Origin of the sequence: Chitinophaga sp. RCC_12 (assembly GCF_041360695.1) — a bacterium.
Classification (GTDB): domain Bacteria; phylum Bacteroidota; class Bacteroidia; order Chitinophagales; family Chitinophagaceae; genus Chitinophaga.
In genome coordinates, this window is record NZ_JBFUPS010000002.1 from 427,833 (window position 1) to 442,644 (window position 14,812).

Here is a 14,812-nt window from a genome sequence, read left to right on the forward strand (position 1 = left end):
GTACCTACGTTATTTATTCAATAGTTGCCAGTGCAGCATTTCCCCGGGCGATTTCACTTCTTCCATTCCCAGGTGTTGCAGCACCTTCATGGATGCCGTGTTGGTAACGTCGCATTCAGCAATGAGCTTTTTCACATGAGGTTGCCGGAAAGCCCATTCCACCAATGCGGTGGCGGCTTCGCGCATATAACCTTTTTTGCGCCAGGAAGGCAGCAGCGTATAGCCGATTTCCACCACGCCGTTTTTATCGGGCCGGCCTTTAAACCCGATGTCCCCGATCACGGTTCCTTCTTCTTTATTTACGATGATCCAGAGCATCCAGGGAAACGACCTGGGGTCGTGCTGGAGCAATTCAATAAAATGAGGTAATTGTTCTTTCAGGTCGGGTTGTGGCCAGTTTTCCGGGATATTTGCCTGCAGCGTTTCCCGGGCATGCGGATGCCCCAGGAATATCTCCGTAAGCAGTGGTAAACGGCAGGGATGTATGAACAGTCGGTTGGTATTGAGGGGTAACATATATCAGGATTTAAGGCATAATTGTTCACTAATGATTGCCGGCCTTCACCATGGCGGTATCCAGTATTTCGCCTGGTTTCAGTTCATGGATCTGTAAGCGGTCCAGGTCTTTTGTCAGCGCCCGCAGTTGCTCAGGCGTACCGGTGAGGGTGGGCATTGTTCCGTAATGACAGGGGATCAAATGCTTTACTTTCAGCAAACGCGCTGCGTATGCAGCTTCCAGTGGGCCCATCGTAAAACGGTCGCCGATAGGCAAAATGGCGATATCCGGTTGATATATCTCCCCAATCAATTCCATATCGCCAAACACAGACGTGTCTCCGGAATAATATACAGAGATATCGTCGCTCATCCAGACAATAAATCCATTGCTGGCATGCGGGTAGCCGATCTTACCATCGGGCAGGTTGATGTGCGCAAAATGAAAGGCATTGGTCATGGTCACTTTTACATTCATTACAGATAAGGTTCCCCCGGCATTCAGTGGTTCAAACGCATGATCGGGCACGCCCTGTTCCTGCAAGTAAAACCTCACTATGGGATTGGCAATCACTTTCGGCGACCTGGTACGGATAATGTCCACCATTTTGCTGTCGAGGTGATCCCGGTGCCCGTGTGTGATAAGGATGAGGTCTATCTTATCCGGAATTGTTAAACCAGGAGGCAGTGCAGGATTATTTGTATACCAGGGATCTATCAATATCACATGACCTTCGGGGGTGGTAATCCTGAAGCTTGCATGCGCCAGGAACTGAATCTGTGACTGTTGCGTGCTCATAGTACTGCTGGTTAATGATCTAAATATACATCTTTTGAAAAAAAGACAGCGGAGATCATGGAACATGATCTCCGCTGCATTTAATGAGCTGACACGATGCGTGACAGTGGTTATTTACGTTGCAGGGTATATATAATTGCTGCACTTTTATTTTCGAAGCTGATATTTGCTCTCCAGGTCATCACGCTACCCGCGCCGGTAATTTCCATGCGGTAACCTTCGGTTACATTCTTTGCTTTATCGCCGCTGTACAGTTTCTTGAAGCCGAACATGCTTACGCCGCCACTTTTGGTCAGCGACCAGGCAATTTTCTGGGTAACTGCGCTGCAACCATTATCTGTTGAGGTGAGCGTGTAGGAACCCATGGCATAGTTGTCCGGAAGGATCCACTGGCTACCGATAAAGCACTTGGCGTTGGCTTCATCAAATACAGTTACTTTGGCGTTTTCAGGGATTCCTTCGTATTTAATATCAGTTAAAACCCAATTACCTTTTACGGCGCCTTTATTAATGTCTTGGGTAACACCTTGTTTGGGAGAGCAGGAAGATGCAAAAACGGCAACTATCGCCATTAATAACGCTGCAAATGAAAATTTTCTCATGGGAAGTTAGTTTGTGTGTTTAAATGCCAATGTATTCAACACGCAGCTATCGGATAAGGTTTTATAACAGCCGGAATACAGGGGCAATTTCAGCATTTGCAATAAACGTACCAAATGAAAGTATCCCCGCTTAACGGGTTACAGGAGCGGGATAGGCTGCAGGAGGGACTTTAAGCTTAAACAGGATTTCTTCCAGCCTCTGGGCGCGGTGGTAGAAGTGCCAGGTGCTGGCTGCCAGCGCCATGGCGGTTACCGCGAGGGCAATAAAGGCGCACCGCCACCATACGCTCACCGTGATCCGGCGGTTCCAGAAAGAGTCGAGGGGAATGTAGGTATGATGAAAATTCGTGTACTCATAAGGGTTATAACTGCTCCGGGAACGGTCTGTCCAGTCCTTATCCGGCTTAATCCGCTGCAAAACGGCAGCTTTTATTTTTACCGGGGGTAAGGCGCCTTCTTCCATCAGTTTATCTTCTATACGCAGTTCTGCGGCGGTGAATTCCAGGTCCAGCAACGGGTATATACGGCGCAGGTGCAGCAACTCATCCTCCTGTTCAGGAGAAGCAAGTCCCAGCAGATAACGCTCAATAATGCCGCTTTCTATATAGTTACTGATGTTCAAACCCTTCGCTTTAACCAACGGATACGAAATATAAATAATAAATACTATATCTATAGATACGTTAAACCCACTTCAGGTGGATTCTCAAAATTGTAAAATCTTTAAAATAACGATAATCCGGATAGAAAATTATAACAAGTGGCTTTGCGTTTGCTCCTGCCGGATCATCTGGTGCAGGTTGTCGCTGCGCTGCTGCTCCTGCGACATACGATACTTGAGGTAATAAAAAATGGCCAGGAAAAGAAATACCTTGGACATGATAAAGAAGATAATAAAGAAGATCTTCCACCAGCGGTGAACAGTGATATGACTGCCGTCTTTTGGCTGAATGTTAATAAAAGTATAGTTGGAAGAAGGATCTGAATAGGCATGTCCCTCCTCCCACCTGATCTTCTGTAGCACCCGTTCGCGTATTTCCACGGGCGGCATGGCGGGCTCATCAAACGCGGCTCTTTCCAGGCGGCGTTCAACGTATTCGACTTCTGTATCCAGTTCCGGATACAGCCTTCTCATGTGCTGCAGCTCTTCTACTTCCTCTTCAGAAGCCAGGCCCAACACGAAGGACTCGATAATACCGCTTTCTATGTAAAATTTTAGTTCCAAGTCTTTTTTAAGAATTGTCTGAAAGACTTTATCGCCTCTTTCAGGATTTCATTTATCTGCCCCTCCGGCAAAGCCAGCAAACGGGCTATCGTTGTGATTGATAATCCTTTAAAATAACTAAGCCGGAACACCTGTTGTTGATCGGCCGGCAGCATCAGGTAGAATTGCTGCAGTAAGCCATCTTCCTGCTTCATCAGCTCCGTGCCGGCTAACGCGGTTTCCGGCAGGGCCTCCTTGATGGCGAATTCTCTCGTTTTGCGCAATAACCAGGCAAATAAAGTATGGTGGCCCGAAGTCCGGAATGTTCCAATGTGCTGGAACGACCAGAGAAATACCTTTACAATTACTTCATTTGCTCGCTCTTTTACTGGTACCAGCTGTAATACAATGTTATAAAGGGCCCCGGCATAACGGTCATATAGCTGCTCTTTCGCCGCAGGATCCCCTATCATTAACCGCTCAATGAGCATATGCTCACTTATATTTGCCAAATCTCGCCGCAAAGAAATTGTGTACCAGGTTTAGAATGCTAATATATAGAAATAAAATAGGTGTACGTCATAACACCTATATGAATTTATCAACATGGTTAGCTAAAATGGATAACTACGGGCCAAAAGCCAGCTGTTATGGCCCGGCAGAGGCGCCTCAGATACGGCTATTTCCCGTCGGGCCTGACACTTATCAGCGCAACAAGGTTTAAATTACAACATGACAACGCTCAAAGACCTCGGCATCTACACGGAAATGTTTTCTGATGGCATCATCGATCTCGTGGAAAGCGGCGTAGGGGGACAAATGGATTTCATGCGCGGCGCCGCCCTGGCCGAAGGAGGCAAGCCCATTATTGCCATTCCGTCTACCACCTCCAAAGGCATTTCCCGCATCGTATCCCAGCTGCAACCCGGCGCCAGCGTGGTTACCACCCGGGCGCATGTACATTATGTAGTCACGGAATACGGCATCGCCCATCTGCGGGGGAAGAATCTCCGGCAAAGGGCGCAGGCGCTCATTGGTATTGCTCATCCGGATCACCGCGAAGCACTGGAAAGAAGCGCATTTGAGATATTCAAGGTATTCTGACACTAATACCGGTTTTATGAAGAGATTCTTTCCCGTCATATTCCTTTGCATCATGGCAACAGCCGCATCTGCGCAAATCACACAGGATGCGACCAAACAATTAAGGATATACGAAGACGACGACTACTTTAATGTATGGGGACGGGGAACAGACCGCGGCTACAGCAATGGCAGCAGCATAGGATATCTCTACATGAAAAAAAAGAAACCGGTATTCCTCGATAAGTGGATACTTCCAACGGCCGGGAGGAACGCCATTAACGTATTTGAATGGAGTGGCATGCAGGTCATGATCACCCCCAACCAGATCGCAGATACCAATTATATTCCCAAAGACTATTACTATGCGGGCGCTTTGTATGCCACCCACGGGCTCACCTCCTACAACCCGGAAAAAAAGTACAGCTTCCACTCGGAATTTGTATTTGGTGTGCTGGGACCGTGGTCGGGCGCTAAAGAAACCCAAACCTTCTTTCATAAACTGATCGGCTACCAGCCGCCCAGGGGCTGGGAATACCAGGTGCCCAATGCCCCGCTGATCAACTATAACTTCACCTATGAAAAAATGTTGTGGAATCCTGTTGACTACCTGGAAATTATTGGTAGCGCCAATGCCAGGGTGGGTACCATGACCACCGCCGTAAGCGCCCTCACTTACATCCGGGCGGGAGTTTTCAATCCTTACTTTGGCCACCGCGATTTGTCAGTGGCCGTTAAAAGAAGATTTCAGCTGTATGCAATGGCCAGGCCCCAGTTCAGTTTCATAGGCTACAATGCGCTGCTGCAGGGAGGTATTTTTAAATCGAGGGATACCAATTTTGAAGAATTATCCAACTACCGGCAAACACGTATGCGGCACTTTACCATTGGGATGGACTACGGCATCGGCATTGTTATTAACCGCGCCACCATCAGCTATACACAGAAAACCCGGACGGCATGGATGAGCGGTACGGGGAAACATTCTGTAGGCAATATAACCCTCCTCATTCCTATCTCCCGTAAAACTATTCCCGGCCATTAATGTTATTATCAAAACTATATCCCATGCATGTTAAATTAACGGTACTTGCTGTTTGTACAATGGTTGTTGTTTCCTGCGCCAGCAGCGGTACAAAAACGGGGAGCGACAGCACTGCCGCCAGCGGTGATTCTTCCTTAAATGTACAAGCAAACCCCAGCAGCCAGCTCGAAGTAAAACCCCTCTCCGGCTATTTCCTGAAAAACACCATTATAGTGAACGACAGCCTTACCTTCTGGCTCATTGATAACCAGGCATCTTTCGACAGCCTGTTTGGCGCGGCTAAAACCATGAACAACACCATCGATCAACCCGACTTTGGCACCCATATCGTAGTGGCAGCCACTATGCCGCCTACATTCTATGGCACGCAAATTCAACTGGAATCTGCTACCTCAGACAACGTAAACAATAATGCCGCACTGCATTTCGTGGCTACTTCCAATCCCAGCAGAGGAAGTGCCAGTACCGTTCCCCTGTGGCTGGGCGCCGTTCCCAAAAGCGGCAAAAGCACCTTCCGGTTTTACAGTGGTGAGCATTTAACAAAAACGATTACTACTCAGCAGTAGGCGGGCCAAATATTTTTTCAACGGCCTGAAACCGGTATCGGAACAAGTCCTCCAGCTGTTTTCTTACAAACAGCCAGTGGGCCAGCTTTCCCAGCCAGCCAAAAGGCAGGCGGTAATGAACCAGGTCCGTCATTTTTACGCCACCGGGCACTTTCTGGAAATGATGTTCATGGTGCCAGATGCTGTAGGGACCCACCCGTTGCTCATCTACAAAATAATCCAGGTAGGCCACATGGGTGATTTCGGTCATCCACTCCAGCGGGATACCCGCTACCGGCGATACAAAATAGGTGATGATCTGTCCCGGGTATACCTGCCCGGTATAAGGCGGAGAAGTTACTGTGAACCGCATAGCGGGAGGCGTAATATGCGCCAGGTTATTGGGATTGGAAAAATAGTTCCAAACCTCCTCCGGCCGGGCCGGGATCACCTGGGTGTGCTGCATCAAATAAATACTTGCCATATATAAGATTAAGGAAAAAATATGGTTCTGGTCATAAGCAGCTGCCAAATTCGTGATTCTTTGAAATGAGTTCGTAAGTTTGTGCCTGATTAATCCGATCAGGTACATGAATCAATATATCAGGGGCTGGATTTTCTGGCTGATGTTTATACTCGTTTCCATTTCATTTACGCGATGTGCCAACATTGTGCCTCCCAGCGGCGGGCCGAGGGACAGCTTGCCTCCTGTATTACTGCAGGCGACTCCCGGCGACTCTACGCTTCACTTTAAAAGCAAAAAAGTGACGTTTATCTTTGATGAATATGTGGAACTGGATAATGTGAACGATAAGCTGATTGTGTCGCCAACACTGAAACGCACACCGATTGTAACAGCCAAACTGCACACGGTAACCCTGGAAATCAAGGATACGCTGAAGCCCAATACTACCTACACGTTCAATTTTGCAGATGCCATCCGGGATATCAACGAACGCAATATTGCCGCTGATTTCCAGTATGTGGTGTCCACAGGCGATTATCTCGACAGTCTCCAGGTGTCCGGTCACCTGATAGATGCGGAAAACGGCCGGGTAGACAGTAATGTAGCCGTTATGCTGTACCGCGATCTGACCGACTCCGTTGTAACGAAGGAAAAGCCGGTGTATTACGCCAAAACCAAAGGGGATGGCTCCTTCCGTTTTAAAAATATTGCACCCGGTTCTTATAAAATTTTTGCACTGAAAGAAGAAGACCGCGACCTGCAGTATAATCAGCCTACAGAAATGATTGCCTTCGTGGAAGCGCCGGTTGTATTAACAGAAAGCAACCTGGCCGATGTGAACCTGCTGTTGTTTATGGAAGCAGATAGTACCATTAAGCCGCCACCGGAGCCCGTGGATTCGTCGATGCTTGAACAGGAAGAAGAAGAAAAGAAAAAGAAGAAGCTGCCTAAATTAACGGTCACCCCTACGCTCGACGGGGGGATGCAGGAATTGCCGGCGCCGTTGAGAATCACGTTTTCGCTGCCATTGAGGAACCTGGACAGTGCAAGGACCATTCTTGCGGAAGACAGCGCCTATACCCCGGTTACCTTTACCAGCACAATGGATTCCACACGCACCAAATTAACGATTGGTTATACCTGGAAAGAAGGTACGCCGTACCGGTTCATTATTCCTAAAGATGCGCCTACAGATACTGCGGGGCAGCAACTGGCCAGGCCGGATACACTTAATTTCAGGACCAAAAAGGTGGCCGATTATGCCATTTTCACGGTTACAGAACTCAATATCAGCGATAGTACCAAAAAAGCCATCAACGATACTGCCATGAATTATGTGGTGCAACTGGTGCAGGATAAAACCATTAAATATTCCGGCACCATTGTAAACGGTAAATGGAGTCAGCGGTTTATTACACCCGGTGAATACGAAATCCGCCTGTTGCTCGATACCAATGGCAATGGCAAATGGGACCGTGGTAATTATTATACCAAGCCTAAGAAGCAGCCGGAACGGGTCATCAATGTTGAAAAAGTAAATCTGAAGGCGTACTGGACGGTACCCAAAAAGATAAGCATCTAAATAATCGCAGCGGAGGGAACAGTGCTGCTCCCTCCGCTCCAATATTCCTAACTTTGCACTATGATATTTTCCTCTGCGCTGATAGAAAACGCGGTAAATGAATTTGCCAAACTGCCGGGCATCGGTAAAAAAACCGCCCTGCGGCTGGTGCTGCACCTGCTGAAGCTGGAAACAGCCCAGGTGGAACAGTTTGGCGATGTGATAGCACGGATGCGGCAACAGATACAGTTTTGCAAGGTTTGCCATAACGTATCCGATGCGGAAGTATGCAGCATCTGCAGCAGTCATTCCAGGCAAAAGCAGGTAGTATGCGTAGTGGAGAGCATCCGCGATGTGATGGCAATCGAAAACACACAGCAGTTCAATGGTTTATATCATGTACTGGGTGGTATCATTTCTCCTATTGACGGTATTGGCCCGGACCAGCTGAATATTCATTCACTGGTAGAAAGAGTTCAGTACCAGGGTGTAGAAGAAGTGATCATGGCGGTGAGCCCTACTATTGAAGGGGATACTACCATTTACTATCTCTCTAAAAAATTAAAAGAATTCCCGGTAAAAATTACCACTATTGCCCGTGGTATTGCTTTTGGGGGTGAGCTGGAATATGCGGATGAAATGACGCTGGCCAGGTCTATCAGCAACCGGTTACCGCTGGAAAGCTATGTACAGAACAAATAAACAACTTCTTGAGGTTATGTAAAAAAATACGGGTGCTCAATAGCACCCGTCTTCGTTTAACCTGTAATTCCACGTTATGAAAAGTTGTCAGACAGCATCCTTTGAAGGATGGTCTGTAAATATTGTATGATTGGTTTCTGATTCCTGTTGTTGTTGCAGCTCTTTCCACCGCTGCATTTCATATTTATTTAAGAAGCATACCTTAAACACTTCAGACTGGTTTCCGTTGCCGGACTGCGGTACTGGTTGCAATCCCAGACTCGCCAGGTGCTGATGAAGGGTATGAATATGTTCTGATATAGTCATGACTGACGTTAGTTTTGTTGTAATAAATATTTGAGAAGAACTAATGATGAATCTGTTAATTGCAGCAACGGCAACTACAAAGAGTGCGGGCGGAGGGCTGGTGGGTGGCCATAACCGGGTAAATCACTATATTTCTATCACTTTGTTGCATTGTATTTTTCTATTACCCTACAAATATAGTAGACTTTGTAGACTACTTCCAAATTAAATTTATAGGTATAAACAAAATCTATATTTATTCACAAAGATATATGCTCTCAAAAAGAAAGATCAAAGCCGGTCAGGTCCGGGAATCCATGCAAATCACAAAACAATAAATTAGCCGGGAAAAGGTTATATTTGTGAACTCGTTCAGGGTGGATTTGTTTATTGTTCGACCCTGTTCTTTTCTTAACTGTAACTAATAAACGCCTTGATAAATATGAAATCTTTACAAGACTGCGCCAATGAGCGCATACTTATCATCGATGGTGCAATGGGCACCATGATCCAGCGATATCAACTCCAGGAATCCGACTACAGGGGCACCCGCTTTGCTAACTATCCCAGTGATCTTAAAGGCAATAACGACCTCCTTAATCTTACCCAGCCTCAAATTATTGAAGCCATTCACAAGGAGTACCTGGAAGCAGGCGCGGATATTATTGAAACCAATACTTTCAGCAGCACCTCTATTGCCATGGCCGACTACGATATGCAATCGCTGGCCTATGAGTTGAATGTAGCCGCTGCGCAAATAGCCAAAAGAGCTACTGCTGAGTATACCGCTAAAAACCCTGATAAGCCCCGTTTTGTGGCTGGCGCCATCGGCCCCATGAACAAAACGCTGTCGCTGTCGCCGGATGTAAATAATCCCGGGTTCCGCTCCGTATACTTCGATGAAGTGGCCGCCGCCTATGAAGAACAGGTAAGGGGCCTCTCTGAAGGCGGTGTGGATATCCTCCTGATAGAAACCATTTTTGATACGCTGAACTGCAAAGCAGCGATCTATGCCATCAAGAAATACTACCGCGAAACAGGGAAACCTGAAATCCCCGTAATGATTTCGGGTACCATCACAGATGCCTCCGGCAGAACCCTCAGCGGGCAAACCCTGGAAGCATTCTATATTTCCGTGATGCATGCCAACCCGTTCTCCATCGGTTTAAACTGCGCCTTAGGCGGTCAGCAGATGCGCCCTTATGTAGAGGAGCTCTCCAACATAGCCAGCTGCTATGTGAGCTGCTACCCCAACGCCGGTCTGCCGAATGCCTTCGGGGAATATGATGAGGAACCGGAAGATACTGCCTGCATCATTGAAGACTTTGCCGCCTCCGGCTTTGTTAACATAGTAGGTGGCTGCTGCGGTACTACACCCGATCATATACGCCACATTGCAGAACATGTGAAACATATCAAACCACGCCTCAAACCCGTATTGGCCGAAACACTCGCCTGATCAACCGTGGCAGGTTTTCTATTTAAACATCACTTACAGCAGAAATGAGCGAAACAACTATAAATAATACAGATATCGTCAACGAACCTATTATCAGCGAAGAACGCAGGGTCATCAAACCCTTTATGCGCCTGAGCGGACTGGAACCTTTGGTGGTAAGACCTGAAACCAACTTCATTAACGTAGGGGAACGTACCAACGTAACCGGCTCCAAGAAATTTGCCCGCCTCGTAAGGGAAGGACTGTTCGAAGAAGCCCTGTCTGTTGCCCGCCAACAGGTGGAAAGCGGTGCGCAGATCCTCGACGTAAACATGGACGACGCCCTTCTCGACGGGGAAACGGCCATGTCTACCTTCCTTAACCTGCTGGCAGGAGAACCGGATATTTCCCGTATCCCGGTAATGATCGACTCCAGTAAGTTTTCCGTGATTGAAGCCGGGTTGAAATGCGTACAGGGTAAATGTATTGTGAACTCCATCAGCTTAAAGGAAGGAGAAGCCAAATTCATTGAACAGGCGCATATCTGCAAAAGCTATGGCGCCGCCGTGGTTGTAATGGCCTTCGATGAACATGGCCAGGCCGACACCGAAGATAAAAGGGTAAGCTTCAGTCACCGTGCCTATAAAATACTTACGGAAGTAGTAGGATACGATCCGCAGGATATCATCTTCGATCCCAATATCTTCGCCATCGCCACCGGTATCGAAGAACATAATAACTACGCGGTAGAATTCATTAACGCTACCCGCCGCATCAAACAACTGATGCCCCTGGCAAAAATAAGCGGCGGCGTAAGTAACGTATCCTTCTCTTTCCGCGGTAACGAAACCGTGAGAGAGGCCATGCACTCCGTATTCCTGTTCCATGCCATCAAAGCGGGAATGGATATGGGTATTGTGAACGCCGGGATGCTGCAGATCTATGATGACATAGAACCAACGCTCCGCGAACTTTGTGAGGATGCCATACTAAACAGAAGGGATGATGCTACCGAACGGCTCATACAATTTGCAGAAACCGTTAAGGCCAAAGGAAAAGTAGTAGAGAAAGATGAAACCTGGCGCCTGGGCTCTGTGGAAGACCGCTTAAGCCACGCCCTGGTAAATGGCATTACCGACTATATAGATGGAGATACAGAAGAAGCCCGTCAGAAATACCCGCGTCCGCTGGATGTAATTGAAGGTCCGCTGATGGCTGGTATGAACATCGTAGGCGATTTGTTTGGCAGTGGTAAAATGTTCCTCCCGCAGGTGGTAAAAAGCGCCCGCGTGATGAAAAAATCCGTAGCCATCCTCACGCCATATATTGAAGAAGAGAAATTACGCATACAGGCCGAACACGGCGGAGAAATAAAGGCAGCCGGAAAAATCCTGCTGGCCACCGTAAAAGGCGACGTACACGATATCGGTAAAAACATTGTAGGCGTGGTACTGGCCTGCAACGGCTATGAAATCATTGACCTCGGTGTAATGGTACCGGCTGAAAAGATCCTCCAGACCGCCCGCCAGGAAAAAGTGGATATCATTGGTCTGAGTGGCCTCATCACCCCCAGTCTCGATGAAATGGTACACGTGGCCCGTGAATTGAAACGGCAGGATTTCAATATCCCGCTGATCATCGGGGGCGCCACCACCAGCCGCACACATACGGCCGTTAAAATAGCCCAGGAATATGCGCATGGGGTAGTACACGTACTGGACGCATCCCGCAGCGTAACCGTTACCGGCAGCCTGCTCAATAAAGCACTGAAACCCGGCTTCCTCGCGGGTATACAAACAGAATATCAAAAGCTCAACGAGGCTTTCAAGAATAAAAAACAAACTAAACAATTCCTCCCGATCGCTGCTGCACAAGCCAATAAAACCGTCATTAACTGGGATACCTTTACCCCGGTAAAACCTAAAATGACCGGTGTAATGAAGTTTGAGAATTACGATCTCGGGGAAATTGCAAAGTATATCGACTGGCAGCCCTTCTTCATTGCCTGGGAACTGCATGGTAAATACCCACAGATCCTTACCGATGAAGTAGTAGGCGTGGAAGCCACCCGCCTGTTTAATGATGCAAAGGAGTTATTAAACAAGGTGATTAAAGAAAAATGGCTGGGCGCCAACGCTGTTATTGGCCTCTTCCCTGCCAACAGGGTGGCTGCTGACTCTGTGTTGGTAACACCAGAACAACCGGAGATCAAACCGGCACAACTGGAATTCCTCCGTCAGCAGGTAAAGAAAGCACCGGGCCAGCCGAACCTTTCCCTTGCAGATTTCATTGCTCCCGTGGAATCCGGCAAAACCGACTATATCGGCGGCTTTGCGGTAACTACCGGTGTTGGCATTGAAAAGTGGCTGGATAAATTCAAAGCGGAACACGACGACTATAACAGCATCATGCTGAAAGCACTGGCCGACAGGCTCGCCGAAGCCTTCGCAGAACTGATGCACGAACGTGTACGTAAAGAGTTCTGGGGATATGCTACCGAAGAACACCTGAGCAACGAAGATCTCATCAAGGAAGCCTATGCAGGTATCCGTCCGGCGCCGGGATATCCCGCCTGCCCCGACCATACCGAAAAATGGAAGTTGTTTGATCTGCTGAACGCTACCGAGAACACTGGTATTACCCTTACCGAATCACTGGCGATGTACCCCGCCTCCAGTGTAAGCGGCTGGTATTTTGCCAACCCGGAAGGCAAATATTTCGGCCTCGGAAAAATTGAAAAAGACCAGGTGATAGACTACGCTGCCCGTAAAAACTGGACAGTGGAAGAAGCCGAACAATGGCTCCGTCCAAACCTCGAATACGATATCTAAAAGCATTACACCCAACATGAGAATCATTTCTTACAATGTGAATGGCCTGAGGTCAGCCATGACTAAAGGCTTCACAGAATGGTTACAAACAGATCCCGCTGATATTATCTGCCTGCAGGAGATAAAGGCCCACCAGGAAAATATCGACTTTCAGCAATTCGACAACCTCGGCTATGCGCATTACTGGTATCCTGCACAAAAGAAAGGATACAGCGGAGTAGCAGTGCTCACCCGTATTAAACCCGATTTTGTACAGTATGGCAGTGGCCACGGACAAAGCGATCTGGAAGGCCGCTTTATAAGGCTTGATTTCGGCAATATTACCCTGATCAATACTTACTTCCCATCCGGCACCAGCGGCGAGCTGCGTCAGACCTATAAGTACCAATGGCTGGAAGAGTTTTTTCAATACCTGGAAGAATTAAAGAAAACCCGCCCGAACCTGGTTGTATGCGGCGATTACAATATTTGCCATAAGCCGATAGATATCCATGATCCCGTGAGTAACAAGAACTCCACCGGCTTTTTGCCGGAAGAACGGGCATGGATGGACCGCTTCTTTGAAAGCGGCTTTGTAGACAGCTTCCGTCATTTTAATACGGATCCCCATCAGTACAGCTGGTGGAGCTTCCGGGCCAATGCAAGGAACAATAACAAAGGCTGGCGTATTGATTATATCAACGTTTCCGCACCACTGAAAGAACAGCTCAAACATGCCACTATTTACCAGCAGGTAAAGCACTCGGATCATTGTCCGGTATTCGTGGAGCTGGCCGTATAAATAAAGAGGCGTATGATTATATATAATGTAACCACGAAAGTAGCCACAGATACATATTTACAGTGGATGCAATGGTTGCGGGAAGAACATATTCCGGCTATGCTGGCCACCGGATTATTCCGTGATTACCGCATCAGCCGCCTGCTGGAACAGGATGATGAAGAGGGTCCTACCTATGTTGTGCAATATTTTGCGGACAGCCTGGACGACTATCAATCCTTTGCAGACCAGCACCAACAGGCCCTGCGGCAAAGAGGATATGACCTTTTCGGCGATCGTTTTATTGCCTTTAACACCGTAATGGAAGTGCTGTAAGTAAGGGGTCTTTACTAAACTTATCCACAGGAAATCCACTATTTTCGGGGTGTCCGGAGTCTGGTACAATAGTTGGTTCGATCCTGCGTTAATAGTAAAAAAGCATGCAAACATGCCACGGTACAGGGTTCTATGCGATTCTGCTAAAGGGGAGTCCTTTAGCAGATAAAAGACCAATCAGCTGTAACCGTTACCAGTAGCGTTTTTCAGCCGATAAAATTTTCTATAAAAAAGCTGTAAAAAATTTGGTAATCTGATAAAACGCGCTATATTTGCTCACATCAAACATTTTTTCACTAGTTAAATCTTACTAACTATGAACAAAGCCGAATTAATCGACAAGCTTGCTAAAGATGCAGCTATTACCAAAACCCAGGCTAACGAAGCTCTGGACTCTTTCACCAAAGCTGTTGCTGATACCCTGAAAAAAGGTGGTAAAGTAACTTTGGTTGGTTTCGGTACTTTCTCCGTTTCTAAACGTGCAGCACGTAACGGTAGAAACCCACAAACCGGTCAGATCATCAAGATCAAGGCTAAGAAAGTTGCTAAGTTCAAGGCTGGTAAAGCTTTATCCGACAAGCTCTAATCAGTTAACACAACTTATTCAAGCAAGGAACAGTTATGTTTCTTGCTTTTTTTTTATATCAAACGGCCAGTACT

17 protein-coding genes and 1 pseudogene are annotated in these 14,812 nt (G+C 47.4%); 10 read left to right on the top strand and 8 right to left on the bottom strand.

Annotated elements, in window-relative coordinates; translation table 11 throughout:
- Positions 1–9 precede the first annotated feature (9 nt).
- The 6 genes from AB6805_RS06975 to AB6805_RS07000 all read right to left on the bottom strand — a co-directional run bounded on the left by AB6805_RS06975 (position 10) and on the right by AB6805_RS07000 (position 3,612).
- Positions 10–516, bottom strand: coding sequence for a GNAT family N-acetyltransferase (locus AB6805_RS06975; protein WP_370908721.1), 507 nt, complete (start codon positions 514–516; stop codon positions 10–12).
- A 28-nt stretch (positions 517–544) separates the two neighbouring features.
- Positions 545–1,294: a metal-dependent hydrolase gene (locus AB6805_RS06980; protein ID WP_370908722.1), complete on the bottom strand. Its 750-nt coding sequence runs from the start codon at positions 1,292–1,294 to the stop codon at positions 545–547.
- Between the two features lie 110 nt (positions 1,295–1,404).
- Positions 1,405–1,896, bottom strand: coding sequence for a hypothetical protein (locus AB6805_RS06985; protein ID WP_370908723.1), 492 nt, complete (start codon positions 1,894–1,896; stop codon positions 1,405–1,407).
- Positions 1,897–2,026: 130 nt separating this feature from the next.
- The gene (locus AB6805_RS06990; RefSeq protein WP_370908724.1) at positions 2,027–2,518 is read right to left on the bottom strand and encodes a hypothetical protein; all 492 of its coding nucleotides are present in this window, start codon (positions 2,516–2,518) and stop codon (positions 2,027–2,029) included.
- A 129-nt stretch (positions 2,519–2,647) separates the two neighbouring features.
- Positions 2,648–3,121, bottom strand: a complete 474-nt coding sequence (locus tag AB6805_RS06995) for a hypothetical protein (protein WP_370908725.1) — start codon at positions 3,119–3,121, stop codon at positions 2,648–2,650.
- Entirely contained in the window at positions 3,112–3,612 is a 501-nt protein-coding gene (locus AB6805_RS07000) for an RNA polymerase sigma factor (protein ID WP_370908726.1), read from the bottom strand. The genes AB6805_RS06995 and AB6805_RS07000 overlap by 10 nt, the downstream gene beginning before the upstream one ends.
- 220 nt (positions 3,613–3,832) lie before the next feature.
- On the opposite strand from AB6805_RS07000, the gene AB6805_RS07005 reads away from it, so the two are divergent.
- The 3 genes from AB6805_RS07005 to AB6805_RS07015 are packed head-to-tail and all read left to right on the top strand — an operon-like array spanning position 3,833 to position 5,794.
- Entirely contained in the window at positions 3,833–4,204 is a 372-nt protein-coding gene (locus tag AB6805_RS07005) for an acetyl-CoA hydrolase/transferase C-terminal domain-containing protein (protein WP_370908727.1), read from the top strand.
- A gap of 16 nt (positions 4,205–4,220) precedes the next feature.
- On the top strand, positions 4,221–5,228 hold the full coding sequence (locus AB6805_RS07010) for a lipid A deacylase LpxR family protein (RefSeq protein WP_370908728.1): 1,008 nt from the start codon (positions 4,221–4,223) through the stop codon (positions 5,226–5,228).
- Between the two features lie 23 nt (positions 5,229–5,251).
- The gene (locus tag AB6805_RS07015; RefSeq protein ID WP_370908729.1) at positions 5,252–5,794 is read left to right on the top strand and encodes a hypothetical protein; all 543 of its coding nucleotides are present in this window, start codon (positions 5,252–5,254) and stop codon (positions 5,792–5,794) included.
- On the opposite strand, the gene AB6805_RS07020 is transcribed toward AB6805_RS07015, so the two are convergent.
- Positions 5,781–6,257: an SRPBCC family protein gene (locus AB6805_RS07020; RefSeq protein WP_370908730.1), complete on the bottom strand. Its 477-nt coding sequence runs from the start codon at positions 6,255–6,257 to the stop codon at positions 5,781–5,783. The two genes, AB6805_RS07015 and AB6805_RS07020, sit on opposite strands and share 14 nt — an antisense overlap.
- Before the next feature lie 106 nt (positions 6,258–6,363).
- On the opposite strand from AB6805_RS07020, the gene AB6805_RS07025 reads away from it, so the two are divergent.
- Both AB6805_RS07025 and recR read left to right on the top strand, forming a co-directional pair.
- The gene (locus AB6805_RS07025; RefSeq protein WP_370908731.1) at positions 6,364–7,821 is read left to right on the top strand and encodes an Ig-like domain-containing protein; all 1,458 of its coding nucleotides are present in this window, start codon (positions 6,364–6,366) and stop codon (positions 7,819–7,821) included.
- Between the two features lie 60 nt (positions 7,822–7,881).
- The gene (gene recR / locus AB6805_RS07030) at positions 7,882–8,502 is read left to right on the top strand and encodes a recombination mediator RecR (protein ID WP_370908732.1); all 621 of its coding nucleotides are present in this window, start codon (positions 7,882–7,884) and stop codon (positions 8,500–8,502) included.
- A gap of 87 nt (positions 8,503–8,589) precedes the next feature.
- On the opposite strand, the gene AB6805_RS07035 is transcribed toward recR, so the two are convergent.
- Positions 8,590–8,808, bottom strand: a complete 219-nt coding sequence (locus AB6805_RS07035; RefSeq protein ID WP_370908733.1) for a hypothetical protein — start codon at positions 8,806–8,808, stop codon at positions 8,590–8,592.
- Positions 8,809–9,229: 421 nt separating this feature from the next.
- On the opposite strand from AB6805_RS07035, the gene AB6805_RS07040 reads away from it, so the two are divergent.
- The 5 genes and pseudogenes from AB6805_RS07040 (at position 9,230) to AB6805_RS07060 (ending at position 14,738) form a co-directional block, all read left to right on the top strand.
- Positions 9,230–10,246, top strand: a complete 1,017-nt coding sequence (locus tag AB6805_RS07040; RefSeq protein WP_370908734.1) for a homocysteine S-methyltransferase family protein — start codon at positions 9,230–9,232, stop codon at positions 10,244–10,246.
- Between the two features lie 86 nt (positions 10,247–10,332).
- Positions 10,333–13,056, top strand: a pseudogene (metH, locus tag AB6805_RS07045) (methionine synthase); the annotation flags it as partial.
- A gap of 16 nt (positions 13,057–13,072) precedes the next feature.
- Complete coding sequence (locus AB6805_RS07050) at positions 13,073–13,837, top strand: exodeoxyribonuclease III (protein ID WP_370908735.1); 765 nt, start codon at positions 13,073–13,075, stop codon at positions 13,835–13,837.
- 12 nt (positions 13,838–13,849) lie between these two features.
- A complete protein-coding gene (locus AB6805_RS07055) occupies positions 13,850–14,152 on the top strand; it encodes a DUF4286 family protein (protein WP_370908736.1) in 303 nt (100 codons plus the stop codon).
- Positions 14,153–14,468: 316 nt separating this feature from the next.
- Positions 14,469–14,738 carry an HU family DNA-binding protein gene (locus AB6805_RS07060; RefSeq protein WP_029465307.1) on the top strand — a complete coding sequence of 90 codons (270 nt, stop codon included), beginning with the start codon at positions 14,469–14,471 and terminating at the stop codon, positions 14,736–14,738.
- Positions 14,739–14,812 lie beyond the last annotated feature (74 nt).